Here is a 25,940-nt window from a genome sequence, read left to right on the forward strand (position 1 = left end):
ACAGATACCCGTTGTCATCATTGACATCCAGAGTTAGCGTCGCATCGGGGTCGGGTCAATCGAATGATCGGCGGTGCGGGGATGGCACGGGGTTCAGGGTCGTCGGGGTCCTATCGCGATTGGGAAGCGGCCCGCAAAGCCGAGCAACGGGCTCAGGAGCAGGCGGCCAAGCGGCGAGAACAGGAGCGCAAGGCCCAGGAACGCGAACAAGCGCAGGCAGAGGCGATCGCGCGTGACCAGGAGGCCGCCGCGCTCACGGCTCGGGTCGAACAGCGGGCCGGCGAGCTCGACGGTCTTCTGCGCTCCTCCCTCGCATGGGACCCGCGGATCCCGATCTCCTCGCTGCGCAGGCAGCCGAACGTTCCGCCGCTCGACCTGGGCCGGTTGGCAGGGCCGCTGCCCAGTCCTGACTGGGACGACTTCGCACCCCAGTTGCCCGGTGGGCTCGGCAGGCTGTTCGGCGGACGGCAACGCTACGAGAGCGAGCTTGAGGCCGCGGAGCACGCCTACGCTCAGGCGCTCGATGACCACAGACGCCGCGACTCCGAACGGCAGAAGAAGGTGGTGGACGCCCGTCGCGCCCATGAACGGGCGGTCCAGGAAGCCGGGCGGTCAGCGAGTGAGTTCAACGCCCACCTCGACGCGATGGCCGCCGGTCTCGAGGAGGGCGATCGTCACGCCGTCAGCGAGTACATGGAGATCGTTCTCCAGAACTCGCCCTACCCGGAGGGGTTCTCGGACGAGCGCAGGGCCGGCTTCGTGCCCGAGTCGTCGTTGCTGGCCGTCGAGTGGTACCTGCCTCCGGTCGAGATCGTTCCAGACGCCAAGGCGTACCGGCACATCAAGACCCGGAAGGCGGTCGAGCCGACGCCGCGCCCCATGCCCGAGATCCGGCAGATCTATCAACGGATCATCGCGCAGATCGCGCTGCGGACGCTGCGCGAGGTCTTCGGCTCCGCGCCGACCGAGCTGATCACCACGATCGTCTTCAACGGACGCGTACATGCCGTCGATCCGGTGACCGGCCAACGCATCCAGCCGTACCTCGTCACGCTCAGGGCGACGCGCGAACAGTTCGAGCGCCTGGTGCTGCACGAGCCGAAGTTCAACCCGGTCGAGTGCATCCGCAGACACTTCTTCGCCGACGTCTCACCTCATCCAGACGAATTGATCCCTGTCGAACCGGTCATGCCGTTCGAGATGGCCGACCCGCGCGCCGTGGACGCCATCGACGTCATCTCGGGGATCGACAAGCGTCCGAACCTCCTGGACCTGAAACCCAAAGAGTTCGAGGCGTTCGTCCAGAACCTCTTCACCAAGATGGGCTTCGACACCCAGCTCTTCCGGGCAAGCGGCGACGGCGGCGTCGATTGTGTCGCGTACGACCCGCACCCGATCAGCGGCGGCAAGTTCATCGTTCAGGCCAAGCTCTACACCAAGACCGTCGCGCCGACTCATGTGCGCGACCTGTGGGGCACCGTCCAGCACGAGGGCGCTACCAAAGGCATCATGATCACAACCTCGGGATACGGCCCGGACAGTTTCAAGTTCGCCAACGGCAAACCTCTCAACCTCATCGACGGCCACGGCCTGCTTTCCCTGTGTCACCAGCACGGCATCCCCGCACGCATCCTCGGCCTTCCGAAGAGGAGTCGCCCCGCATCCGCCCCGAAGCCGGGAACGGGCCACAGCCCGCCGTGAGATGACTCCGGCACCTCCTTGGGCCGTCGGCGACATCGCCACGGCATGGGAGGCCTGGAACGCGGGTCGTGAGCTGACCGATCCACTCGCAGTGGCGGAGCACCTGGAGCGGGCCGGAGCCGTCCTCAGCGAGGCGTGCGACGCGGCCCGGACCGAGGCGGCCGCGCGTCTCTCCGAGCTCGAGGACCAGTGGCGGCCCCTGGCCGTGCGTCTGGCCGCTTGGATTCCCCGAGCTCGCGCCGTCCTCGCCCAGGCGGACGCTCTGAAGTCTGTGAAGGCGGCCCGTACCTGGCTCACCAAGCAGGCGAACGCGCTTCGCACCGAGGAACTGCGCCCCATGGCGGACAGATCCACTGAGATCTGGAACCGGCTGCGTCAGGAGAGCAACGTTTCACTCGGGCCCATCACCCTCGCCGGTACGGGCAACATGAAGAGGGTCCTGCTCGACGTAGAGGTGGACGGCTCCGAAACATCCGCGCTCGGCGTCATGAGCCAAGGCGAATTGCACTCACTCGCCCTGGCGCTCTTCCTGCCGCGCGTACTGGCGGCACGGACCCCTTTCGGCTTCGTGGTGATCGACGACCCGGTGCAGTCGATGGACCCGGCGAAGGTCGACGGGCTCGCCCGCGTACTGGCCGACGTCGCCCGACATCGTCAGGTCGTCGTCTTCACCCATGACACCCGCCTCCGAGACGCGATCTCGCAGCTCCAGCTACCGGCGTCCGTCCTCGAAGTGACACGGCAGGAACGTTCGATCGTCTCGGTCCGTCCCGTCGAGGACGAGGTCAGCCGGGCGCTCGCAGACGCCCGCGCAGTGGCCGCGAGCATCGACCTTCCCGCTCAGGCCGCGTTCGTCGTCGCCGCCGGGCTCTGTCGCACCGCGTTGGAGGCCGCCTGCGTCGAGGTTCTGCGCCGCAAGCTGCTGGGCCACGGCGAGCCTTACGCGGAGGTGGAGTCTCTCCTACGGTCTACGCGTGCTCTCGGCGAGGTCGTAACTTTGGCAGCCTTCGGAGCGCCTCGCCCCCGCACTGACTTGAACGACCTCCTCGCCCAGCAGGGACCATGGGCCCGAGAGGCTTTCGCGCTGTGTAACAGGGGTGTCCACGGCGGGCCGCCGCCGGCCGATCTCGGCTCCGTGGTCGGCAAGGTCGAACGACTGATCCGGGTCGTGCGTCGTGACTGGTGACGACGACCTCATCACGCTGGCCGACCGGCTGCTTCGGGGTGAGGTTCAGGTGGCCCAGGGCAGCTCGGCGCGCACCACCGTCTTCTTGCTGCGGCTCGCACTCGAAAGGGAGCTGGACGCCTACTGGGACCGCATCGGCCTGCCGGTCCTGTCCCGCAACCCTATGCGCGCCCAGCTGCTCTGCCTCACCGAGTACGCCGACCTTGCGACGGCTACAAGCGCCCGCAGCCTCTGGGGCCAGCTCAGCCAGGCATGCCACTACCACTCATACGAGCTGTCCCCCGCCTCCCACGAACTGCGTCGCTGGCACACCGAGCTGAACCACCTCGTGGCCAGGCTACGTCGGCGACAAGGCCCGGACCGAGGATGAGTGTCGGAGCCTAATAGCTCGTGGACGGCCTCCCTGGGTGCCGCTACCGGTAGGGAGATGTATCTCCGGGGGGTGAACGACCGGCCCTTCGCGAGCGTCTTTACTGCATGAGAATCCCCAGTCTCACTGGTGATCGAAGACATCGGCCCACGCATTCCGTCACGGGTTTGCGGGACGGCGTCGGTAGGCGCGCGGTCGGGAACAGTACGAGGCAGGAGCTTCAGGCCCGGGGACCGGCCTGACTCCGGCATTTACGGGGAACGCGGGGAGCGCATGTGACAGGGGACGTCCGCGAGCGAGTCGGCCGGTTGTACGACTATCTCGGCGCGCTGGCTCAGGAGGTGTACGCCAAGCCCGTTCGTGAGATCGGCAAGCTGGACGGGGTGACGGGGCCAGAGGATCTTCTCCCGCATCCTTCGGTGCGGGTGGGCCCGGCCGCGGGTGAGGCCTGGCTCAGGGTCTCCAAGACCGACAGGCCTGACCCTCCGGTCCTCTCGGAGGCGATCGCGCCGCATGTGGGCCGGATCAAGATCGACGATCCGTTCCGGACGCCGAAGCTGCCGTTCGACCTCGGGAAACGGTTCGACGACTTCGGGGAGGAGCAGGCCTTCCGCCGCGACTTCGCGGACTGGGTGGCCGGGACGTGGACCCCGTGGGCGGAGTCCGCGCGTCCGGCCGCCGCGGCGCGGGCCCTCTACGACAACCTGTTCCGGCTCCGGCAGCGGCTCCGGACCGACGAGGCGACGCACGAGCTGGTGTGGGGTCACGGCCTGCTCGGCTGGCGCCTCGACGATCAGGCGATCTGCCATCCGCTCCTGATCACGAGGGCGCGGGTGGACTTCGACGACGAGTCCGGGGATCTGGCGGTGGTCCCCGAAGGGCTTCCGGCGCTGGAGCTCGACTGCGTGCAGGGGCTCGGCATCCCGAACCTGGGGCGGCTGAGCGAGCTGGCCGAGGAGATCGAGGACGACCCGGTCGACGTCTGGTCCTCCGACGACGTGCGGGCCGTCTACGGGCGCGTGCTCGCGCCGCTTGGTCTCGACGCCCGTGTCGACGAGGGCGACGGCCTGCCGCGGACGGGCCCGGCGCCGGTCATCGCCATGACCTGGCGGCTGTTCGTACGCAAGCGCCGGGTGATGTTCCTGAAGTTCTTCGATCGGCTGAAGGAGTCGATCGAGGCGGACGGAAGCCTGCCCGCCCCGATGGTCGCCCTCGCGGCCGACGAGGAGGGCGCCGAACGGCTGCCCGGCGCGGAGTCGCAGGAGTGGGCCAAGGTCGCCGAGCAGCTGCTGATGCCGCTGCCCGCGAACGCCGAGCAGGAGCAGATCGCCCGCAAGCTGGCCGCGCACAGCGGCGTGACCGTGCAGGGCCCGCCGGGGACCGGCAAGAGCCACACGATCGCCAACCTCGTCTCCCACCTGGTCGCCCACGGCAAGCGCGTGCTCGTCACGGCCCACAAGGACCAGGCGCTCGCGGTCCTGCGCGACAAGATCCCCGAGGAGCTGCGCGACCTGTCCCTCGCGGTGCTCGGTTCCTCGTCGGCGGACATCACGGCGCTGCAGCGTTCGGTGAACGCCATCGCGGCCGCCGCGGACCAGGTGGACGAACGGCGCGAGGCCGCACTCGTCGCGAGCCTGCGCGAGCGGCTGGACGCCGTCGAGCTCGAGGCCGCCCGGCTCGGCAAGCGGCTCAGGGAGGCGCTGGAGCACGAGGGCGATCAGTTCGACTTCGGAAACGTTCAGCGACGCGCGCCCGAGACCGCGGAGTGGCTCGCCGAGCATGAGGCCGGCCTGGCCCGGATCCCCGACGTCGTCGAGCCCGGCGTCGCGTGCCCGCTGAGCGTTCAGGAGCTGTCGGAGTTCTTCGCGCTGGCCCAGCGGACGGCGCCGGAGGACGCGGCGGCCGGGATGCTCGAGCTCCCGCAGGCCCAGAACCTGCCGAACGGCGAGTACTTGCGCAAGGGCCACGAGGAGATGCGGCGCCTGCGGGAGCTCCTCGCCCGCTACGCGATCACCGACTGGACCGTCGTCGACCAGGTCGGGGCCCAGTGGCTCGGCGACCTCAGCGAGGCGATCACCCAGGCCGCCGCGTTCCTCCGGCGGCTGGAGGCGGCCTGGCTCGTCGGCCTCCGCGCGCAGGTCGTGCAGTCGCCGCAGTGGCGGGACCTGTGGGCTGGCCATCGCGACCGCCTCCACTGGGAGGTCCGCCGGTGCGCCGCGTTCCGCGCGACGTCGGCGGGGGCGCGCATCGAGCTCCCCGAGGGCTCCTCCGACCGGGAGCTCCTGACGGCGCTCACTCAGCTCCTCGACCGCTACCGCGACGGCAAGAAGGCCGGTTCGGTCGTACGCCGATCGCTCGGTCACCTCGTCAAGAGCGTCCGCGTCGACGGCGAGCACCCCGAGACGCCGGAGGACGTCGAGAAGGTCATCGCGTTCATCGAACTGCGCCGGGTCCGCACCTCACTGATCCACCTCTGGAACGCCGAGCTGGCGGACGCCCTCGGCGCCCCTCGGGTGCCGCCAAACCTGCCGGCCGTCGAGATCTGGATCGACGCCCGCGTTCAGGAGATCGCGGACGCGCTCAGCTGGGAACAGGAGCACTGGCCGGCGCTCAGGCACCAGCTCGCCGCGCTCTTCCCGCCCGAGGCGCTCCCGCCGCACCCGACCGCGCCCGAGCTGAACGCGCTGGCCGTGACCGTCGACGGCCTCAGGTCGCGCCTGCGCCTTCGCGACCTGATCAATGAGGCTCAGCGGCTGAGCGAATACCTCGCCGCCAACCAGTCCCGCTCACGCGCCAGCAGTCTCTGGGCCGACCTGGCGCGTGCCCTTGCCGGCCAGGACTGGTCCCTCTGGGACGGCACACTCGCCAACGCCCAGCGCCTGCATTCGCTACGTCCCCAGTTCATGCGCCTGCGCGAGCTCCACTACCAACTCGCGACCGTGACTCCCCTGTGGGCGGAACGAATCCTGGACTCGCAAGGCGCAACCGACGCCTGCGGTGACCCAGGCCGCCTCGCCGAACTCTGGCAGTGGCGCCAAGCCGAAACGTGGCTGCGGAAGCTGACGGAAGCCGACGACCTGGCCGAAGTGCAGTGTCGCCTGGACCAGGTCCAGGAACAGCGCCGCCACCTGACCCTTGAGCTGACGCACCGTTCCGCCTGGCTCTCCGTCAAGCGCAACCTGGGGCAGACCCAGCGCCAAGCCCTCGTCGGCTGGCTCCAGACCCTGCGCAAGATCGGCCGCGGAACGGGGGTCAGCGCGAACAAGTGGCGTGCCGAGGCCCAGCGGCTGATGCCCCAGGCCATGGGGGCCGTCCCGGTCTGGATCATGCCGTACTACCGCGTCGCCGAGTCGTTCGACCCGGCCGCCGCCCCACCCTTCGACGTCGTCATCATCGACGAGAGCAGCCAGTGCGACGTCTTCGCCCTGGGCCTCCTGGGCCTGGGCCACAAGGTGGTCGTCGTAGGCGACGACAAGCAGATCAGCCCATCGTCCATAGGCGTGAGGCACGACCGCGTAGACGAACTGATCCGCGCCTACCTACGCGACTTCCCCAACCCCCTCCTTCTGGACCTGGAGTCGAGCCTCTACGACGCGTCCGCTCGCCTCTTCCCCGGAGTCGTACGCCTGCGCGAGCATTTCCGTTGCCTCCCCCAGATCATCGAGTTCTCCTCCCAGCGCTACTACAGCGGCGAGATCCAGCCCCTCCGCGAAGAGTCGACCGACCGCCTGCCAGGCCCCGCCGTCCAAGCAGTCCACGTCCCCGACGGCGTCCGCCGCGACACCACCATCGGCAACATCAACGAAGCCGAGGCCCACGCCCTGGTGGACCGCCTCGTCGAAGCCTGCGCCGACCCGGCCTACGACGGCCGCACGATGGGCGTGATCTCGCTCCTCAGCACGAGCCGCCAGGCCCAGTACATCGACAGGCTCCTCCTCGACAAGCTGGGCCCAGAGGAATACGAACGCCGCAACCTCCGCTGCGGCGACTCCTACAGCTTCCAAGGCGACGAACGCGACGTCATGTTCATCAGCGTCGTCGCCGACGACAACCGGGGCGCCTTCACCTCGAGGGCGTACGAGCAGCGCGTCAACGTGGCCGCCAGCCGTGCCCGCGACCAGCTGTGGGTCTTCCACAGCATCGCGCCCGAGTCCCTCAACGACCACGACCAGCGCGCCGCCCTCATCCGCTACGCCCGCGACGGCCAGCGTTCCGAAGACCTGGCAGCCGACCTCGAATCCCGCTGCGACTCGGACTTCGAGCGCAAGGTCCTCCGCATGCTCCTGGCCCGCGACTACCTCGTCACACCCCAGTACCCCGTAGGCAGCCTCCGCATCGACCTGGTCGTCCGCGGCAACGGCAGAAAGCTCGCCATCGAATGCGACGGCGACAAGTACCACGGCCCCGACCAGTGGGAAGACGACCTCCGCCGCCAGACCGTCCTGGAACGGCTCGGCTGGCGCTTCTGGCGCGTCCGCGGCAGCGTCTTCTACCGCGACCCCGAACGAGCCCTGTCCACCCTCTGGCCCCTCCTCGCCGAACAAGGAATCCACCCAGCCGAGAACCCGTCCCCCTCGACCGGTTTCACCTTCACCCCGGCCTAGGCCGCCCCGCCCCCTCTTGGAGTGTCAGGAACCGTTGACGGCCGCCGCGCCGTCCCCTTGCCTGCCGACTCCCCAGATGACACCGGACACCGTGGCGAGGTCGTGCACCTCGATCCCGGTCGGCACCGTCACCGCCTCCCACTTGCCTCCGCTGTAGCGGTACGGGGCCTTCAGCGGTGAAGCGGACTCCTCTGGCGCGACCCAGGGAATATCGGAGGAGTCCACGGTCAGGTCGGCGAAGTCGGCGTACCCGGCCGGGGGCGCGATCGGGCTCCAGGCGGAGCCGTTCCAGTGCATCAAGTACTTCTCCGTGATCGCCCAGACGTTGTTCGCGGCGACCGGAACGACCTTGAGGAACCGGTCATTGCCGGAGGCCGCCGGCAGCGGAACGCTCTTCCAGGCCACGCCGTCGAAGTGCGCGGCGGCGGGCACCGAGCCGACCTGCGGCTGTTCCCGATCGCCGACCGCCCACACGTCGGTGGCGGTGAGCCCCTGAAGATCGTTGATGTTCCCGAACCCAGGCACCTCGACGGCGGTCCAGGCGTCACCGGTGCGCTTGAGCACCCTGGCGTCCATGTCCCAGTAGCTGATGAAGGTGCCCGCCGGACCGGTGGCGAGCATATTGATCGAGCTGGTCGGAACCGTGACGTTCTGGAACGCCGAGCCGTCGAAGCGCGCCACGTACCTGCTCGAGCTCGTGCTGGCGCTTGGTCCGCCCGCGATCCATGTCTCGCCCCCGCTCGAGGCGATTCGCGCGATCTCGCCCTGGCCCGTCCAGCCGTTGATCGGGTACTCCTGCCAGGACGAGCCCACCCGGCGCCGTACGACCGGGTTCCCGTCGCTGTACACGGGACAGAGGTCGCCCCAGCGAACGCAGTACTTCCCCTGCATGCCGCCAGCCCAGACACCGCCCGCGCCGTCGGGCGTGACCTCGAACAGTTCGGACCGAGACCACAGGAAGGGCAGTGAGACCGTGCGCAGCTCAGGCGCGCCCGCGAAAGCCGGTGCGGGAAGAGACGCGAGGGTGGCGGCGGTGGCGACGACCGTGATCACACGTTTCATGCCAGCACTATTCAACGCTCGCCAAAAAAACGCCAGTGTCTACTGGGACAATCGCAGCGCCCACACCCAAGCAGTCGCAACGCCAGAGGCCACGACCTGGTCCGCAGCATCCAGAACCACCAGATGACCGCGTCCGGCCATACCGCCAGGGCGCTCAATCAGTCCATCGACCTCGCTCGCTCCACGGTGGACTATCGTGACGATCATGGAGTTTCGGCGGGTCGGGGCCAGCGGGCTGCGCATCAGCGAGATCGTCTTCGGCAACTGGCTCACCCTGGACGGCCAGATCGACCAGGACGCGCAGGTGGACTGCATCCGGGCCGCACTGGACAGCGGGATCACCACCTACGACACCGCCGACATCTATTCCGGCGGCCTCGCCGAACAGGTGCTCGGACGCGCCCTGAAAGGGGTGCGGCGATCATCGGTGGAGATCGCCACCAAGGTCTGCCTGCCGGTCGGAACGGGCCCCAACGACAAGGGTCTGTCCCGCAAGCACATCATGGAGAGCTGCAACAACTCTCTGCGGCGGCTCGGCACCGACTACGTGGACCTCTACCAGGCGCACCGCTTCGACGCGGACACCCCACTAGAGGAGTCCATGAAGGCCTTCGCCGACCTGGTGCGCCAAGGCAAGGTGCTGTACGTGGGCGTGTCCGAATGGACCGCCGAGCAGATCGAACGCGGCCACACACTGGCCACCGAGATGGGCGTCCCCCTGATCTCCAACCAGCCGCAGTACTCGATCCTGTGGCGCGTCATCGAAGCCGAAGTGAACCCGACATCCCGGCGGCTCGGCATGGGCCAGATCGTCTTCTCCCCCGTCGCACAGGGCGTCCTCACCGGCAAATACCAACCGGGCGGCTCCGCTCCCGAGGGTTCGCGAGCGACCGACGCCCGCGGCACCCGCTTCGTAGGCCGCTACATGTCGGACACCGTCCTGGAACGCGTCCAACGCCTCCGCCCGCTCGCCGAAGAGGCCAGCCTGACCATGGCGCAGCTCGCCGTCGCCTGGGTCCTGCAGAACCCCGGAGTGGCGGGCGCGATCATCGGCGCGTCCCGTCCCGAGCAGGTGGCCGAGAACACCGCCGCCGCCGGCGTCCGCCTGCCCGCCGACCTGCTCAAGCGCATCGACGACACCCTGGACGACCTCATCGAACGCGACCCCGCCAAAACCGCCGACCTCTTCAACGTGATGCCCACCTGGCGCCGCTAACCCCCACCCCCACCTTGCGGTTCCGTTCGTTGACCGTCGCCCGGCCGATGATCCCCCAGCAAGTCCACACAACGGCCCGATCAAATGTTCGAGAAACAGGCCCTGATCAGGAATCGAGCACCTAAGCTCACCTGCGTGGCGAGCACCGAACCAACCGAACCATGCCGGGGATTCTGGGCCGACACGGCCCGTATCCGTGCGGGCTTCCTTGCCGAAGTCCCGACACAAACACTCGTGCTGAAGGTCGCAGAGGAGGTCGGTGAAGTCGCCGAGGCCTACATCGGGATGACCGGCGGCAACCCCCGGAAGGGCGTGCACAAGACCGCGACCAACGTCCTCGACGAGCTGGCCGACGTGATGCTCGCCGCCGCTGTGCCGATGGTCGACATCGCAGGCGGCCCCTCCGAAGCCGAACGCCACCTGGCTCACCGCCTCGGCGTAGTCTCGGCCCGCAAGATCGCCGCCCCACCCACCACGACCGGCTGGCACGGCTCGTTCATCGCGCCCCACACCCTGCTCTGGCGCGAGGACGGCAAGGTCTTCATGCTCCGCCGCCACAACACCGGCTACCGCGACGGCTGGCTCTGCCCGCCCGCTGGCCGCATCGAACCCGGCGAAGACGTCCTGGCCGCCGCACTCCGCGAAGCCCACGAAGAGACCGGCGTCCAACTCCGCCGCGAAGACGCCGCGTTCTCCCACGTCATGCACCGCACCGCCCCCACTCTCCCCGGACCGTGCCACGCGATCAGCGACTACTGGTTCTCCTTCCGCACCTGGAACGGCGAGCCCCACGTAGCCGAACCCGACAAGGCCTCCGAAGCCATCTGGATCGACCCGGCCGCCCCACCCGACGACGTGATCCCCCACTGCGCCGAGGTACTCCAAGCCATCACCCGAGCCGAGCCCTTCAGCGTCCGCGACTGGGCGAACGAGGGTCAGACTTCGCCCCGGACGTAACACACACAGTGCTCGATCAAGCAGCGAAATCCGGCCAACGGCTCAGAGCCCCTGTGCGCCGGTCAACCAGCAGCAAGGCGCCCTCCACCTGCCGCGAGACCGGCCTAGCGATGAAGACTGCTCAGGCGGAATCACGCAGCCGAAACGAGGAGCTCGATCTCAATGGCCAGGACACCGAGGGCTTCCTTCTCAGGACCATAGATCCGCCGGATGTTGGCGAGCTGCTGGTCGCGGGGACTGTCAGGATTGACGTTGTCGGGACCTTCTCCGTCGAGCATCTCCTCGAACGATGCGTAACGAGTGACGCGTTTGACCCCGGTTAGGCAGTCGTCGCGGCCGCAGATGAAACGGATGTGGTCTCCAGCAGCGAGGTTCCGCAGGTTGGGATAGCAGACGCGGACCTCGATGGTCTTGCGGCCGGCGGCGACGAGGTCGAAGTAGCGACGGTAGAGGTTCATCTCACGAGCGCGGACGCCCGTGGTCGCCGCGGGGCGTGCGGTCATGATCCGGTCCAGTTCCTGTGTGGTGTAGCTGCGGTAGAAGTGCTTGGGGTCGGCGAGCATCCGGCTGACGAGCCAGACGAGCGCGTCGACGTAGGAGTCGGTATCACCATCCCAGGAGGTGACGTCGAGCATCCAGGGGCGCGCCCCTGGTGGCGGTGGAACTTTGCCCTCCCGAATCAGTGACTTGGAGAGCTTGGCTCCGGTGTCGGTGAGCACCATGGGAGTGAAGATGCGTGGCGGCGGTGGCAGGCCGGGCAGCAGAGCAAAGGCTTCGTCGACCAGTTGGCACCCGTACGCCCAATCACCACCCTTGACCATGACCGACAGCGTCACGTGATCGCGGGCGGCCATCCGCTCCTTGACGAGGTTCCTGTACAGGGTCGCCAAATCCAGGTAACCACCGCTGTCGGAGGTCACCGCCACCTCGTAGTCACCGTGGTCAGTGCACACTGCGGTGAAGTCGGCTCCGCCCGAGCCAGCACGTCGCAGTTGGGTCCGTTCGGCTCGTTTCTCCGCCCAGCCGCATTGTGGGCAGGGCAGGCGCAGATGAACCTGCCCGTGTGATGGCGCGAGCGGCCAGCGGATCGACTCCAGATGGCCGAGCGTGGCAAGGAACTCGTGTCTGAAGCCAGGGTCGTTCTGCTGAGTGGTGTAGGTCTCGACCTCGTAGTCGACACCGGTGGCATCAGCGAGCGAGTCGAACAAACCCCTGTAGTACTTGTCGATCAGATTGGTGACCGCATCCTGGCCGAGAGCGTGGAAGTAGGTCTGCTGATAAGCGTGATGGGTCTCCGGGTCCAGGCGGACGTCGTATGGCGCATTATCGAGCGCACCGAACCGGACGACGGCGTCGACGTTGAAAGTGCGCTTGGTGGCCTTGGCGAGCAGGAACGCCGCCGTCTGGACCAGCGAGGTGCCTAGGTGCGGAGCACCATTGATCTGGGTTCCGACACAGAACGCGACCCGTTCGGGATTGATGGCCTGCAGCCTGGGGCGAACCATGTCGACCGTACGCAGCATCGCGTTCGCAAGCACGTTGTTGGGGCTGATGATCTCCACGGGGTGGTCGCGTCCGCCCATGAGAGATGCTCCCGTCAGGTGGTGGGCACAGGCAGGTTTGCGATGATGAAGTCGACACGTCGGCCGGCCTCGTCTGCAGGCACGAAGATGGGCCTGTATCCAGCGTCGTAGTAGCCTTGAATGATCAGTTCGTGGACTCGTCTGATCTCGCGTTCCTTCGCCCACACCAGGTCGTCCTCGGAGTCGAAGTCGTCCAGCGGGTCCAACACGAACACGGCGTCGTAGCGGTAAACGCGGGAGGCTTCCTCCAACTCGGGGTAGGGACCGAGGCCGAAGAACGCGTCCCAGCCGTACCCGTCAGGAATGCCTCGGTTGTAGAAGCGCAGCCCGAACTTGTGGTCGCAGAACTCGGCGACAAAGGCCTCCAGCACGTCGCGAGAGTAGGCACGCCGATCGCCGACCTCCAAGTGCCGGCCGAGCCTGTCACGATGCTTGCGGTAGATCTCCCGAGCCGGTTCGCCCTCGGTACAAGGGATCCCTCGCGCGGCGATCTCGGCGAGCGCTGACTCCTTGCCTGCGGATGGCCCTCCAGTGACCACATAACGTCGTGGCGGGATCGCCGGGTCCAGGAACTGCTCGATGCTCACGAAGGTCGTCCTCTCGATCCCGCTGGAACGGTGCTGATCAGAGCCAGCCGCCACGTAGTCATGAGTTCATCTCCGCCTGCAGCCCGGAGGCGGTCGACGAACTCGGTGTGGGAGCCCTCAAGATCCATGCAGTGCACGACCAGCCGCTTCTGGTCCTCCGTCAGCGGCGGCGTCCACCCGGCGTAGGCGGCAATGTCAGTCGGGCCCAGCTCGGTAGCAGCATGCAACAGCACGCTGCCGTAGGCAGCCCGGTACTGCTCGGCCACAGCCAAGACCATCGCATGCCGCCACAAGGCCGCATCGGCCGCGGGCACCACCTCGCCCTGGTCGACGGCCATGCTTACCAGTCGGGCGACCCGCAGCAGTTCACCGCGGAGGCCGTACACCGCCGCCCACAGCCGCGCGATTGCCTCCTGATGCTCGGCTGCCTCCCATGCGAAGACATCCTCCGGCAGTTGCAGCGCATTCTGGCGAGCCCTCAGCCCAGGAGGCTCTGCATGCCGAACCGTGAAGTCCTCGCTGTCGCGCTGCAACTGCAAGGCGATGAGCTCCAACATCTTCGGTTCGATCCGCTTCCGGAAGTGATGGACCTCGAACCCCGCGGCCTTCGCGGCAGCATCCCTCCGGGCAGTGAGAGTCGCCCCTGACGTCGATACGTGAGCACCGAACAGCAAGGGCGCCGCGTCTGCCAACTCGGCGTTCTCCAACCGGTCCAATTGCTCACGCAAGAGTGCGTCCAACGCACGCGCCTGGCTGCCCGGATCATCGGGTTGCAGCGCACGCGCCCGCACGCCGCGCAAAGCAAGAACACTCGACCCGCACCGCTCCAGCCGAACAGGCAGACCAGCCTTCAGGAGCACACGAAGGTCACCAAACAGATCCTCCGGACGCAGGTACTCAGCTGGTGGCATGACTCAAGTGTCGCAGAGATGCCCAGAAAATGCCCAGTATCGATCCCGTAGCCCCGCCTCTGACCTCTCACAGCTCTCTTCGCAGGTAGCAGCGGTAGTGCTCGACAAGCTCGTCACGAGGAAGGTCCGGCCAGCGGCTCAGCGCACCGGTCCTACGATCGACCACCAGGAGCGGGCCGTCGGCGTCGGAGACTTGCCGGAAGGCGAAACCCTGTTCAAACTCGTCGACGGCGAGCGGGAACCGATGCGGGCCCTCGCCGAACCACTGCTCCGCCCGCCGCCATGCCTCCGCCCGGTCGACCTCGCCAGGTCTTACGGCATAGGCGGCGAAGACGTCCGTGATCAGTTTGATCAGACGGCAGTCGGCGATGCCGCAAGCGCGGCAGATCTCACGTCCGTAGGGATCGTCACCTGGCCGGTGCACGCCCAGGACCGTCGTGAGTGCGGCCGCAGAGGCGAGTACCAGGCGTCGCGCCTCCCTGACGAACTCGATGCTGTGGGGGTCGAGCCAGGGTCCGTCAGCCCGTTCGAGGAAGGCGTCGATCGCGGCCCCGTCGGCGCGCATCGCGGCGGTCATCATCGCATGCACCCGCTCACGAATAACGGCGTGCCGCCTCGCCGGCGACGGGATCACTCCGTCCACTCCCCTGAGAAGACGGCCGTGACGGTCCGGCCATCGCCGTTGCCATGCCAGCCCCAGCTGGAGGCGGTGAGCGACACCGTTCGCAGACCGCGCCCGGACTCGTCGAGTTCGCCGGCGTCCCGTACGACGAGCTCGGTCGGGCCGCCCTGGTCGGCGACCGAGACCGCCACCCGGCCGTCGCCCTTCAGCACCTCGACAGTGAACGTCCCACCGCACTGGCCCGACTTCGTGTGCCTGATCGCGTTGACGACCAGCTCATCGGCTGCCAGCAGGACGTCGTCGACGTAAGGACAGCCGTCCAGCAGGCACCCGACGAACCGCCGTACGGTGCGAGCCTGCTCAGGGGCGCCCATAAAGGTCCGTCGCCAGTAGAACGGACTGGTTTCTGCCGCGAAGAGCATCGCCGGGGACATGTGCACTCCTGATGTGCGGATCTGTTGATGGCCCTGCCTTTTCGCAGGCCATTCGCCAAACGATGCTGCCATTCAGACCCGATGAATCAAGGCGATCGGGTCCGATGACGCTTGATTCGCACGAGCGGCGAGGGCACGTCCCATCTCCGCACGTTCGAACGCCGCACGTGTCAGATTCGCACGTGCGGAAAAATCTTGGCCCCGTACTCTGACCTGCACATTCATCACATGGACGGCCGCATCCGGCCACGGCGTTGCCGATACCAGATCAGTTGCAGAAGGTTATTGATCCGTACGCAGTGTGATCGAGGCCTGTTCAAGGGAGAGCGGCCATGCCGAGCCCCTACGTCCGTCGCCGCCGGTTGGCGGCCGAACTCCGCCGGATCCGCGAGGACCGCGACCTGACCGCCGACGAGCTCGCCCGGCTCGTCTACCAGTCGCGCACGAAGATCACCCGGCTGGAGAACGGTCAGCTCCGACCGGATCTCGCCGATCTCATGAACATGCTGGACACCCTCGGCGTCACCGGCCGCGAGTACGAGAAGGTCATCCGCCTGGCCCGTGACGCCGCCCAGAAGGGTTGGTGGGACTCCTTCGGCGACTCGATGGGCCCGCGCCAGAAGCTCTATGCCGACCTGGAGTCGGGCGCCGACACCATCCGCAGCTACAACCAGACGGGATTCCCCGCCCTCCTGCAGATCCCCGATCTCATCAGCGCACTGGTCGATCTGGACGAACGGCAGGGGCCTCTCGAATACCGGCCGGAGCGCATGGCCGACGCACGCACACACCGCCAGCGCCGCCTGCTCCAGCCGGACGGCCCCACCTACGACGCCGTTCTCGACGAATCCATGATCCATCGCCTCGCCGTGCCACCCCTGGTGAAGGCCGCCCAGCTCCGGCACATGGTCGAGCTGGTCACGGAAGAGGAACGCATCACCTTCTGGGTCCTGCCCTCCGACCGTCCCATCCCCGGAGGGCTCCTCCCCAAGGCGTCGTTCTCCCTCTACACCTTCCCCGACCCGCCTGACCCAGCTCTCGCCGTCGTCGACACCGTCACTACGGATCTCGTTCTCTCCAAGCGCAGCGAGTTGGCGCGGTATATCGGGATGTACGACCGGCTCCGGGACGCCGCCCTATCCCCTGAGGACAGCCTCGCCTTTCTCGGACGGGTAGCCGATCGGCTGGCCGACGGGGCAGGATCGGAGACATGACCAAGCACTACACGGGCTGGCGCAAGTCGAGCCACAGCGACCCGAACGGCGACTGCGTCGAGGTGGCCCGGGCCGCCGACGGCACCATCGCCGTCCGCGACTCCAAGGCCACCGACAGCGTCCTGGAGTTTCACCAGGAAGAATGGGCCGCCCTCCTAGAGACGGTCCGAAGCCACCTGCACTGACTCGAAGCACAAAGCTCCACCACACGGCTGACTTCGGCGCTGATCGCTTGTAATCTGCCTACCGCAAAGGGAATGCGGACCGACGGGCTTCCGCTGATCGGCTGATCACGGACATGCCCCCACCGCACGAGTTTCTTCGTGCTGCCTGGGGGATGTCGGTGACCGCTGTTCGGGTGTCTGCCGAGAATCTGGTCGGATCTCCGATGGAACGGCAACTGGTCGGCATCCTCAACGACCACCTGAGGGCCACCACGGGACGCTCCGCTCCCGAAGGGGAGAAGAAATCCTGGCGCCGCAGCCTTCCCGTACTCGCCCGGGACCTTGTCGATGCTGGCCTCGGCAAGGTGGAACTGCTGATCGAATACCAGTTGCCACGGACGAGCAAGCGTGCCGACGTCATCCTGGCGGGAGTCGACCGGACGACGGGCAATGACCTGTACTTGGTCGTGGAACTGAAGCAGTGGAGCAAGGCCGCCCTCTACGAGGACAACGAGAACCTCGTTGTCGTGCCGGGATATGGTCGCGAGGTCGAGCACCCCCTCAATCAGGTGCAGGGGTACTGCGAGACGATCGTCGACTTCATCGGTGCCCTGAAAGGCGATCCGGAGGCCGTTCGCGGTGTCGCCTACCTCCACAACGCGCTCGACCAGGATGTGGACGATCTCTTCGACCTCGCGCAGAACGAGCGCACGCGGTTGTTCACCAAGTCCCGGCGCAGCGGATTCCTGGACTATCTCAGGGCCCAGTTCGCGCCAGAGCCCGGCGCCGAGGCAGCCGACCATCTGCTCAACAGCGCCGTCCGGCCGTCCAAGCAGCTGATGCGGCTCGCCGCAGCCGAGCTCGGCGACCGCGAGCAGTTCGTGCTCCTCGACCAGCAACGCGTGGCGTACGACCTGGTGCTGCACGCGGTGAAGCGGTCATACGCGTCGGACGCGAAGCGGGTCGTCATCGTCACGGGCGGACCGGGAAGCGGCAAGAGCGTGATCGCCCTCTCGCTCCTGGCCGAGTTGAACAGGCAGGGACGCACCGTTCTGCACGCGACCGGCTCCCGCTCCTTCACCCAGACGATGCGAAAGAACGCCGGCAGAGGAAACCGGCGGGTGCAGAACCTGTTCAAGTACTTCAACAGTTTCATGGAAGCGGGCAAGAACGAACTCGATGTCCTCATCTGCGATGAGGCGCATCGGATCCGCGAGAGCTCCGCCAACCGGTTCACCCGGGCGGCACAGCGCACGGGACGGCCACAGGTCGACGAACTCATCTCGGCCGCGCGGGTGCCCGTGTTCCTCCTCGACGAACACCAGGTGGTGAAGCCGGGCGAAACGGGCACCGTGGAAGCGATCAAGAACCATGCCACGAACCTCGGCTTTCGAGTTCACCACGTCGACCTGGACGGGCAGTGGCGCTGCGGCGGGAGCAAGAAATATGAGGAATGGGTCCTCAGCCTGCTCGGCCTGGACTCAGAGGACCCTCAGCCGTGGACGGGTGACGACCACTTCGAGGTGACACTGGCCGAATCACCGGCCGAGATGGACGCGATCCTGCGAGCGAAGACCGCTGAGGGCTATTCCGCGCGGATCGCCGCCGGTTACTGCTGGCCGTGGAGCAAGCCCCGTTCGGACAACACTCTGGTCAGGGACGTCCGGATCGGCGACTGGTCCCGGCCTTGGAACGTCAAGGACGATCGCGCGGTGGGCGACGCACCTCCCAGCCCGCTCTGGGCGACCGCCGACGGCGGCTTCGAACAGGTGGGCTGCGTGTACACCGCCCAGGGCTTCGAATACGACTGGGCAGGTGTGATCATCGGGCCCGACCTCATCGCCCGCCATGAACGACTCGTGCCCGTCCGCGCCGAGAACAGGGATCCGGAGCTCACTCGTAAGAACGTCACCGACCTGCAGGTCGACCGGCACATCAGGAACATCTACAAGGTCCTGCTCACCCGCGGCATGGCCGGCACTGTTCTGTACGCCGTGGACCCCGAGACCCAGGCCTTCCTCGCCCGCCTCATCGAGCACCAGACGTGATCACCCGGGACGGCGGAACCGACCCCGCGTCCCTACCCACTGGAGGCCTCCAGGTCATCCGCACGGTCCAGGAGTGCACCGATCTCCAGTGAGTGGCCGAATACCCTCGCTCGTTCCCGCAGCTCCCGCGATCCTTCCCTGATCAGTTCCGGATCCCGTTCGTCACCGAGATGCGCGAACTCCGCCCTGATGATCTCGTTGGCCACAGGACCGGCGATGCCCAGTTCGATCTCCAACTCCTCCGCGTACGCACCGTATTCAGAGGGATCGCCTGAGGCGCTCTCGGCGGGATGGTCGCGGCCGCGTATCCCTCCACCCCACACCACCGCGCACGCCGTGTGGCATAGACGGGCGCAGCAGGGACGAATGCGGCTGGTTTGTCGGTCATAGCGCGTACGGTTGTGAGGCGTGGAGGAGGATCACGACGCCACTGAGCTTGATCGGCTGACCGCTTACACGTATCTGACTGTGCATGACCGGGCGGTCTATCTGTCGGTCATGCGGGTGTTCACGTCGACCTTGCTGGCGGATCTGTCGGCGCACGACGTGGCCGAGCGGCTCGCGGGCGAGCTGACCGTCGAGACGCTGGCGGCCAGGCTTGAGCAGTTGAAGATCTGGGGGAATCTGATCCCCAGCTCCCGGCCGGTCAAGGCCGCGAGCATCCGCGAATATCACCGGGTCCGGTCGCGGTATCAGCTGTCGGCGCTGGGCGAGCGCATTCAGCGGCAGGCCGATGAGATCCTGGCGAGCGCCGACGCGGCGCGGGAGGTCAGCCGTGAACTACTGGCTCTCGTCGCGCGAGGGCTGCGAGAGCTTGAGGAGCTGAGCGCCGCGCCGGGCGGGATCGAGCCGCGGGAGGGGCTGGAGCGGATCTCGACGATGTTCGCTCAGTTCGGCCAGTTCGCCGACTCGGTGCGGGACTTCTATGCCTATCTGGGGCAGGTCATCTTCCGGTACGATCTGGACACCACGGAGTTCACCGGATTCAAGGAATTGCTGCTCGACTACGCCGAGACGATCACCGATGACGTTGCCCACTTCGCACCGCAGATCCAGGCCAGCCTTCGGGCGTTGTGGCCGGGGTTGCCGGAGCTGCTGAGGCGAATCGACGAAGCCGATCAGGGGCTGGCGGCGCTGGAGCAGGCCGAGATTCAGGTGCAGCGCAGCCGGGGGCGCGGGCTGGACGACTGGGCCGGTTTGCGAGCCTGGTTCTTTGACGAGACCGGGCAGGGCAGCCAGGTCGACCAGCTGCGCGACGCGACCCTGCGTGCGTTGCAGGCTCTGCTGGCCAACGCGAAACGCATGATCCGCTCCTCGACGGGCGGGCTGTCCCGGCAGCGGGATCTCCTCCGGTTGGCCGCATGGTTCGACGCCGCGGACGATGCCTCTGCGCATGATCTGTTCGTGGCCGCGTTCGGGCTTTACGGCGCGCGGCATCTGGCCTTGGCTCCGGATGCCGACCGTGATGTGCCGGCGACGACCAGTTGGTGGGACGGGCCGGTCATCGGCGTCCCGGTCGCGCTCCGGGAGCGGGGATCGCGGGCGCCCAAGGGACGCACGGCGGGGCCGGAGGACTACGCCGAGCAGCGTGCGAGATTGCGGCGGCACGCCGAGGAGGAGACGCGCCGGCAACGGGCGGCGGCCGCGGAGTTGCGCGCGGCGGGGCCGAGGCTGGACGGTGTGCGGCTGTCGGCGGCGGCCACCCGGCTATTGCTGGATCTGCTCGCCCGGTCGTTGGCGACGGCTCCGCCGGGGTTCGAACAGGTCGAAACCGTGGACGAAGATCTCGGCGTGGGCCTCCGGATCGTCCGGGCGCCCGGGCGGGGTTCGGTGGTCCATGGAGCCGATGGTGATCTGACACTGGACGATCTCGGTTTGGTGGTCGGCGCGGCAGGGCCCGACCTGTCGGTGGAGGAGGCTGGATGATCGGCGATTTCTCGGTCGATCTCGCGGCCGAGAGGCGTGCCGCGGCGCGGTTGCTGCTCAGACATCCACTGGTGACGTCGGAGTCGCACCCGGAGGACTTTCCGCTGATCCGGCGGCACGCGGACGAGCTGACGAGACAGTTCGGTCAACTGCTCGGCTACCGGCTGGTGGTCGAACCCGGCTTCGCGCGCCTGCTGAAGGCAGGTCTGGGATCGGGTGCCATGCGGAGGTTGGAACGGGCATCCGGTACACCGTTCACCCCTCGCACCTATGCGTATCTGGCCCTTGCGCTCTCCGTCCTCGTGACCGCCCCTGAGCAGTTGCTGCTCTCGGAGATCGTGACCCGTACCCGCGCCGCGGCCGCGGAGGCCGACATCGACCTCGGCGAGCCCAACAAGGCCGTCGAACGCCGTGCTTTGGTCGCGGCGCTCAAGCAGCTCATGGCTTGGCGGGTGCTGGCGGAGGACGAGGGGTCGGTCGAGTCGTATTCGGGCGACGGGGACGCGGAGGCACTCCTGACGGTGGACCGCGAGATCGCCCGCAGGATGGTGAGCGGCCCGATCGGCCGGGCCGCGTCTGCCGCCGAGCTGGTCCGGCTGGCGGCGGCGCCCGACCAGTCCGGACCTCGGCATGCCGTGCGGCGCAGGCTGGTGGAGACCCCGGTGGTCTACGTCGAGGATCTGACCGATGAGGAACGCGACTGGCTGCGCCGCAACCAGAGACGCGAGCAACGGATCTTCGAGGACGCGCTGGGGCTCGACGCGGAGATCAGGGCCGAGGGGGTGGCCCTGATCGATCCCGAGGGCGAGCTGAGCGACATCGGCTTCCCCGGCACGGGCACCGTGCCGTGGGCGGCATTGCTCCTGGTCGAGAGGCTCATCGCCGCGCTCGCCCCGGAGGGGGGCTCGCCCGAAATCCCGGATCGGCTGATCGGCGCAGTGCTCGCGGATCTCGCCGGGCGGCACGGTGGATCTTGGGCCGAGCATTACACCAAGTCGCCCGAACTTCTGCGCGAGGACGTTCTGGACCTGCTCCACCGGATGTGCCTGATCAAACCCTGCGCGAACGGAGGCTGGCGGCTGCTCGCCGCTGCCGCCCGCTATGCCCCCGAGGTGTCGACACGATGATCCCTCTGCCCGAGCACCCGCACAGGTTCCGGCTCGGCCGCGCCGGGATCCACCAGGTGTGGCAGTACGACGACGAGTTCCTGTTCGGCGGCGGCCGCCTGCTGCTGCGCGGCAAGAACGGTGCGGGCAAGTCCAAAGCCCTGGAGATGCTGCTGCCGTTCCTGCTCGACGGCGACACCCGGAGGCTGGACGCGGCCGGTGGCGGAAAGACGACGCTGAAGTGGCTGATGCTGGACGGCTGGACGCAGGGCACCAATCGGCTCGGTTACCTGTGGGTCGAGTTCGTCCGCACACCGCAGGAAGACGGGGAGCCGGAAAGGATCACGCTCGGCGCGGCGATCCGGGCGTCCACCTCAACAGGTGAGGCAAAGGCGTTCTACTTCGTCACGCCGCTCAAAGTGGGTGACGGCGAGGGCGAGCTTCCGCTGAGCGATCCCGCACGCCGGCCCACGCTCGTCCAACTGCGGGACCTGGTCGGGCAGGAGAACTACTACGACCGGCCCACCGAGTACCGGGCGCGAGTCTCCCGTGAACTGTTCGGGCTGACCGACCTGGCGCGCTATCGCAATCTGGTGCATCTGCTGTACGGCCTGCGCCGGCCGACCATCGGCGACCGGATCGAGTCGGGCGAGCTGGTGAAGGTGCTCAGCGACGCGCTGCCGCCGCTCGACGACGAGATCATCGACAAGGTCGCCCGCAATCTCGACGACCTCGACACCGTACGCGAGGAGCTGGCGCGCCTGGAGAAGACCGACGCCGCTCTCGGCACGTTCCTCGTCGCCTACCGCGGCTATCTACGCGGCGTGCTGCGGGGGCGCGTGGACGAAGTGCGCCATGCGCTCACCGAACTCAAAGACCGCCGGCGGCAGGCCGGGGACGCCGAGCGCGATCTCGCCGGCTTGAAAGACGACGAAGCCAAGGTCAAGGCCGCCGCCGACTCCCTGGAGGAGGCCAAGGACTCTGCCGAGGGCGACCTGCGGGCGCTGCGCGACAGCGCGGCGTACGGGGCGCTCAAGGATCTGCGGGACAAGCGTGAGACCGTCCGAGCACAGCATGGGGCCGCCGAGGCCGCGTGGGAGGCGGCGGAGCTGGCACGCCAAGGCGAGGGCGCCGCCGCGAACCGGTTGGACACCGAGGCCAACGAGATCGGCGCCGATCTCACCGCCCTGCGGGAATCGCTTCGCGACGCGCGGCGTGACGCGCGCGCGTGCGGACTCGACGAGGCGTTGCTGGGAGAGGCACCCGTCGCCAGAGCCTCCCCGCTGTCGTCGCCCCTGACCGAGACGCTCATCGACCCGGACGACCGGGAGCACGAGCTCGGACGCCCCGCCCCGCGTGCATTGGATGCGCGGACGGCCCCTGATCTGGCGGCATGGACCGAGCGGCTCGGCGAGAGCGACCGCGTGGTGAAGGCGCGGCAGCGCGCGGCCGCCGCGCTCACCGAGCGGTTGGAGAAGGTGACCGCCGCCGAGCGGAAGGCCACAGCCCTGCGGCAGGAGGCGGAACGGCTCGACGGACAGGTGGAGGAGGCACGCCAACGCGAGAAGGACCGCGGCGTCGAACTGGCCGCCGCGTCGGAGGACTATGCGGCGGCCGTGGTCCCCTGGGCCGAACGACTGCCCGAACCCGAGCCACTGCTGGACCTGATCGCCCTGCCCCGCGATCGGGCGGACGATGAACTGCCCGTCACAGAGCGGGCACTCCCCCGCGATGTTCCCGATGCCCTCGGACGTCTCGCGCACGACATCGCCGAGCCGGTCCTGGCGACCTATGATGCCGAAAGGGACGAGGTCCTCGCCCGCCAGCGCGATCTCGCGAGTGAGCTGGAGAAGGCACAGTCGGAGAAGCGGCACTGGGAACGACAGGCCGATCCCGAGCCGCCGCGTTCACGGTACGCGACGGCGGAACGCCGGCCGGGCACCGGAGCGCCCCTGTTCCTGCTGGTGGACTTCGCCGACCCGGTGACCGGCGCCGACCAGGCGGGGATCGAGGCCGCACTGGAGGCCGCCGGTCTCCTGTCCGCCTGGGTGGACGGCGACGGCCAAGTGATCGACAGGCGCCTCCAGGAGGTGCTGCTCCAGGCCGCTGCCACTCCCCTGACGGGTCCCACTCTGGCCGACGTTCTGCGCCCGGTCCCCGGGCAAGGCGTGGGCCAGGGGACGATCGAACGACTGCTCCGTTCGATCGGGCTGGTGGAGAACGGCGGGGACGCAGCCGGCGAAGAGCAGCCGCACAGCTGGGTCGCACCGGACGGACGATGGCGGCTCGGCGTGGCGAACGGCTCGTACGCCAAGGACGGCCCCGAGTACATCGGCGCGGGCGTGCGAATGGAGACACGGCGGCGCCGGATCGCCGAGCTGGCCGCCCGCATCGAGGCGCTGACGAGCGAGGCCGAGGTCGCGGGCGCGGAGCGGAAGCGAATTGAGCAGGCCCGCGACGAGCTTCGCCGCGCGTTGCGCGAGCCCCCGCGATCACGGCCTCTCACCGACGCGTGGACCGTGTACGAGGAATCCGTCGCGGAGACCGGGCGCCTGGCCGTTCAGCTGGTCCAGGCCCGGCGCGAGGCCGAGCAGGCGCGGGCGGCGGCGGTGACACTACGCACCCGGGCCGAAGCGCAGGCGACCGCCGATGGGCTTCCCACCGAGACTGGCGCCCTCGCCCGCCTGCTCAACGATCTGGGCGGGCTTCGGACCAGGCTCGGCACGCTCACCCGCGACGCCGGCCGCGTCCGTGGGCGATTGACCGGCCACGCCAAGGCCGGCGGCCTGTGGACGCAGGCCCGCGAGCGGCGTAGCGAGGCGGAAGGCCGCTACCGAGGCATCCGAGCCGATCTCGTGAAGATCCGCCACGAGCTGGTTCTCCTCGAGAATTCCGTGGGTGCGACCGAACAGGAGATCGTCGAACGCGAGGGTGAAGCCCAGCAGCGCTACAACGAGGCGCAGGCCGCCCTCCCGGGGCTGCGAACGCGGCACGAGGGAATCCGTGAGAAACGGATTGCCGCGCAGATCGAGCGGCAGCACGCCTTGGACGCACTTTCCGAGCACGAGCAGGAGGTCGTGTCCGGCGGCGTCCGGCTGCGACGTCCCCTCGGCCTACCCGGGCTCGCGCTCGCGGCCGAGCTCCGCGACGGCGTGGAGGCGGCTCTTGAGGCCTACGACGCCGCTCAGGAAGCCGAGGTGCGCGCCCGCATCACTGCTCTCCGCGCGCTGGCCGACGACATCGCCGGCCGGCTCGGTGCGCCCTCGGCCGACGTCAGCGACTCGCTCATCCTGCGTCGCGGCGAGGAACTGCGCGACGGGCTGGCCGGCGGCTACGACGCCGGTATCGATGAGGTCGACGGCATCAAGCGCTTCGCACTGCACGACGACACCGGCGTCCATGACGTCGCCGTGGTGGGCTCCCGGATACGCATGGCGGTGGCCGAAGCCAGGCTTCAGCTGTCCAGCCGGGAGCAGGAGGTCTTCGAGCGCTACCTGCTGGGCGAGCTCGGTGACCACCTGTCCCGGCAGGTGCTCGCTGCGCACAGTCTGGTCGCGGTGATGAACCAGACGCTGGACGACGTCCGGTCCTCGCATGGCATCGGGGCCCGGCTGGTGTGGGAGCTGGCGGCCGGCAGCCACGCCGACATCAAGGCAGCGGTGGCGCTGCTGCGCAGCCCCTCGGCGCTGCGCACACGTGACCAGTCGGCGCAACTGCGGGACGCCCTGCGGCGCCGGATCGAGGAGGCTCGGCTGGCCGATCCATCCGCCGGATACGCGCTGCACCTCCAGACCGCCCTCGACTACCGCTCGTGGTTCGCGTTCAGGGTGAAGGTGACCGATACCGCCAACCCGGACAAGGAGCGGGTGCTCAGCCATCGGACGGCGCTCAGTCAGGGTGAGCAGCGGGTGGTGTCCTACCTGGTGCTGTTCGCGACCGCCGCAGCCCACTTCTCGTCCCTGGGAGACGCGGCACCGGCAGCACCACGGCTGATTCTCCTGGACGACGCGTTCGCCAAGGTCGACGAGCCCACGCACGGGCGGCTGCTCGGTCTCCTGGTGGAGCTCGACCTCGACTTCGTCATCACCAGCGAACGGCTCTGGGGCTGTTTCCCCAGCGTGCCCAGTCTGCACATCTATGAATGCCTCCGCGATCCGCATGTGCGCGGCGTGGCGACCGTGCATTTCACCTGGGACGGCCAGCGCAAACACTTGGTGAGCGTATGACCGTGCGCTCTCCCTCCCAGGTA

Annotated in this window: 19 protein-coding genes; 12 read left to right on the forward strand and 7 right to left on the reverse strand. The window is 68.1% G+C overall.

Going from position 1 to position 25,940, the window contains the following annotated elements:
* The first annotated feature begins 81 nt into the window (after positions 1 to 81).
* The 4 genes from J4573_RS29150 to J4573_RS29165 all read left to right on the forward strand — a co-directional run bounded on the left by J4573_RS29150 (position 82) and on the right by J4573_RS29165 (position 7,861).
* Positions 82 to 1,701 (forward strand): restriction endonuclease, encoded by a 1,620-nt coding sequence (locus J4573_RS29150; RefSeq protein ID WP_208259080.1) that lies wholly within the window; start codon positions 82 to 84, stop codon positions 1,699 to 1,701.
* A 1-nt stretch (position 1,702) separates the two neighbouring features.
* Positions 1,703 to 2,887: an AAA family ATPase gene (locus tag J4573_RS29155; RefSeq protein WP_208259081.1), complete on the forward strand. Its 1,185-nt coding sequence runs from the start codon at positions 1,703 to 1,705 to the stop codon at positions 2,885 to 2,887.
* Positions 2,877 to 3,257 (forward strand): hypothetical protein, encoded by a 381-nt coding sequence (locus J4573_RS29160; RefSeq protein WP_208259082.1) that lies wholly within the window; start codon positions 2,877 to 2,879, stop codon positions 3,255 to 3,257. The genes J4573_RS29155 and J4573_RS29160 overlap by 11 nt, the downstream gene beginning before the upstream one ends.
* Positions 3,258 to 3,532: 275 nt before the next feature.
* A complete protein-coding gene (locus J4573_RS29165; RefSeq protein WP_208259083.1) occupies positions 3,533 to 7,861 on the forward strand; it encodes a PDDEXK-like endonuclease domain-containing protein in 4,329 nt (1,442 codons plus the stop codon).
* A gap of 24 nt (positions 7,862 to 7,885) precedes the next feature.
* On the opposite strand, the gene J4573_RS29170 is transcribed toward J4573_RS29165, so the two are convergent.
* Positions 7,886 to 8,923: a hypothetical protein gene (locus J4573_RS29170; RefSeq protein ID WP_208259084.1), complete on the reverse strand. Its 1,038-nt coding sequence runs from the start codon at positions 8,921 to 8,923 to the stop codon at positions 7,886 to 7,888.
* 205 nt (positions 8,924 to 9,128) lie between these two features.
* Between J4573_RS29170 and J4573_RS29175 the strand changes: the two genes are divergently transcribed.
* Positions 9,129 to 10,139 carry an aldo/keto reductase family protein gene (locus J4573_RS29175; protein WP_208259085.1) on the forward strand — a complete coding sequence of 337 codons (1,011 nt, stop codon included), beginning with the start codon at positions 9,129 to 9,131 and terminating at the stop codon, positions 10,137 to 10,139.
* Between the two features lie 234 nt (positions 10,140 to 10,373).
* Positions 10,374 to 11,096, forward strand: coding sequence for an NUDIX domain-containing protein (locus J4573_RS29180; protein WP_208259086.1), 723 nt, complete (start codon positions 10,374 to 10,376; stop codon positions 11,094 to 11,096).
* A gap of 131 nt (positions 11,097 to 11,227) precedes the next feature.
* Here the strand turns inward: J4573_RS29180 and J4573_RS54315 are convergent, their stop codons facing one another.
* From J4573_RS54315 to J4573_RS29205, 5 genes are all read right to left on the reverse strand, one after another.
* Positions 11,228 to 12,679, reverse strand: coding sequence for an ASCH domain-containing protein (locus J4573_RS54315; protein ID WP_243773721.1), 1,452 nt, complete (start codon positions 12,677 to 12,679; stop codon positions 11,228 to 11,230).
* A gap of 14 nt (positions 12,680 to 12,693) precedes the next feature.
* Positions 12,694 to 13,266 carry an AAA family ATPase gene (locus J4573_RS29190; protein ID WP_208259087.1) on the reverse strand — a complete coding sequence of 191 codons (573 nt, stop codon included), beginning with the start codon at positions 13,264 to 13,266 and terminating at the stop codon, positions 12,694 to 12,696.
* Positions 13,263 to 14,177, reverse strand: coding sequence for a hypothetical protein (locus J4573_RS29195; RefSeq protein WP_208259088.1), 915 nt, complete (start codon positions 14,175 to 14,177; stop codon positions 13,263 to 13,265). Before J4573_RS29195 ends, J4573_RS29190 begins: the two co-directional genes overlap by 4 nt.
* Before the next feature lie 67 nt (positions 14,178 to 14,244).
* Entirely contained in the window at positions 14,245 to 14,820 is a 576-nt protein-coding gene (locus tag J4573_RS29200) for an SUKH-4 family immunity protein (RefSeq protein WP_208259089.1), read from the reverse strand.
* The gene (locus tag J4573_RS29205; RefSeq protein ID WP_208259090.1) at positions 14,808 to 15,233 is read right to left on the reverse strand and encodes an ATP-binding protein; all 426 of its coding nucleotides are present in this window, start codon (positions 15,231 to 15,233) and stop codon (positions 14,808 to 14,810) included. Before J4573_RS29205 ends, J4573_RS29200 begins: the two co-directional genes overlap by 13 nt.
* 332 nt (positions 15,234 to 15,565) lie before the next feature.
* Between J4573_RS29205 and J4573_RS29210 the strand changes: the two genes are divergently transcribed.
* The 3 genes from J4573_RS29210 (at position 15,566) to J4573_RS29220 (ending at position 18,659) form a co-directional block, all read left to right on the forward strand.
* On the forward strand, positions 15,566 to 16,447 hold the full coding sequence (locus J4573_RS29210) for a helix-turn-helix domain-containing protein (RefSeq protein WP_208259091.1): 882 nt from the start codon (positions 15,566 to 15,568) through the stop codon (positions 16,445 to 16,447).
* Positions 16,444 to 16,632, forward strand: a complete 189-nt coding sequence (locus J4573_RS29215) for a DUF397 domain-containing protein (RefSeq protein WP_208259092.1) — start codon at positions 16,444 to 16,446, stop codon at positions 16,630 to 16,632. The genes J4573_RS29210 and J4573_RS29215 overlap by 4 nt, the downstream gene beginning before the upstream one ends.
* 203 nt (positions 16,633 to 16,835) lie before the next feature.
* On the forward strand, positions 16,836 to 18,659 hold the full coding sequence (locus J4573_RS29220) for a DUF2075 domain-containing protein (protein WP_243773722.1): 1,824 nt from the start codon (positions 16,836 to 16,838) through the stop codon (positions 18,657 to 18,659).
* A gap of 32 nt (positions 18,660 to 18,691) precedes the next feature.
* Here the strand turns inward: J4573_RS29220 and J4573_RS29225 are convergent, their stop codons facing one another.
* Positions 18,692 to 18,895: a hypothetical protein gene (locus J4573_RS29225; protein ID WP_208259094.1), complete on the reverse strand. Its 204-nt coding sequence runs from the start codon at positions 18,893 to 18,895 to the stop codon at positions 18,692 to 18,694.
* A gap of 172 nt (positions 18,896 to 19,067) precedes the next feature.
* On the opposite strand from J4573_RS29225, the gene J4573_RS29230 reads away from it, so the two are divergent.
* The 3 genes from J4573_RS29230 to J4573_RS29240 are packed head-to-tail and all read left to right on the forward strand — an operon-like array spanning position 19,068 to position 25,917.
* A complete protein-coding gene (locus J4573_RS29230; protein WP_208259095.1) occupies positions 19,068 to 20,585 on the forward strand; it encodes a TIGR02677 family protein in 1,518 nt (505 codons plus the stop codon).
* Positions 20,582 to 21,712 (forward strand): TIGR02678 family protein, encoded by a 1,131-nt coding sequence (locus J4573_RS29235; RefSeq protein ID WP_208259096.1) that lies wholly within the window; start codon positions 20,582 to 20,584, stop codon positions 21,710 to 21,712. Before J4573_RS29230 ends, J4573_RS29235 begins: the two co-directional genes overlap by 4 nt.
* Entirely contained in the window at positions 21,709 to 25,917 is a 4,209-nt protein-coding gene (locus J4573_RS29240; RefSeq protein ID WP_208259097.1) for a TIGR02680 family protein, read from the forward strand. Before J4573_RS29235 ends, J4573_RS29240 begins: the two co-directional genes overlap by 4 nt.
* The last annotated feature ends 23 nt before the right edge of the window (positions 25,918 to 25,940 follow it).

This window comes from Actinomadura barringtoniae, from assembly GCF_017573505.1.
Classification (GTDB): Bacteria; Actinomycetota; Actinomycetes; order Streptosporangiales; family Streptosporangiaceae; genus Spirillospora; species Spirillospora barringtoniae.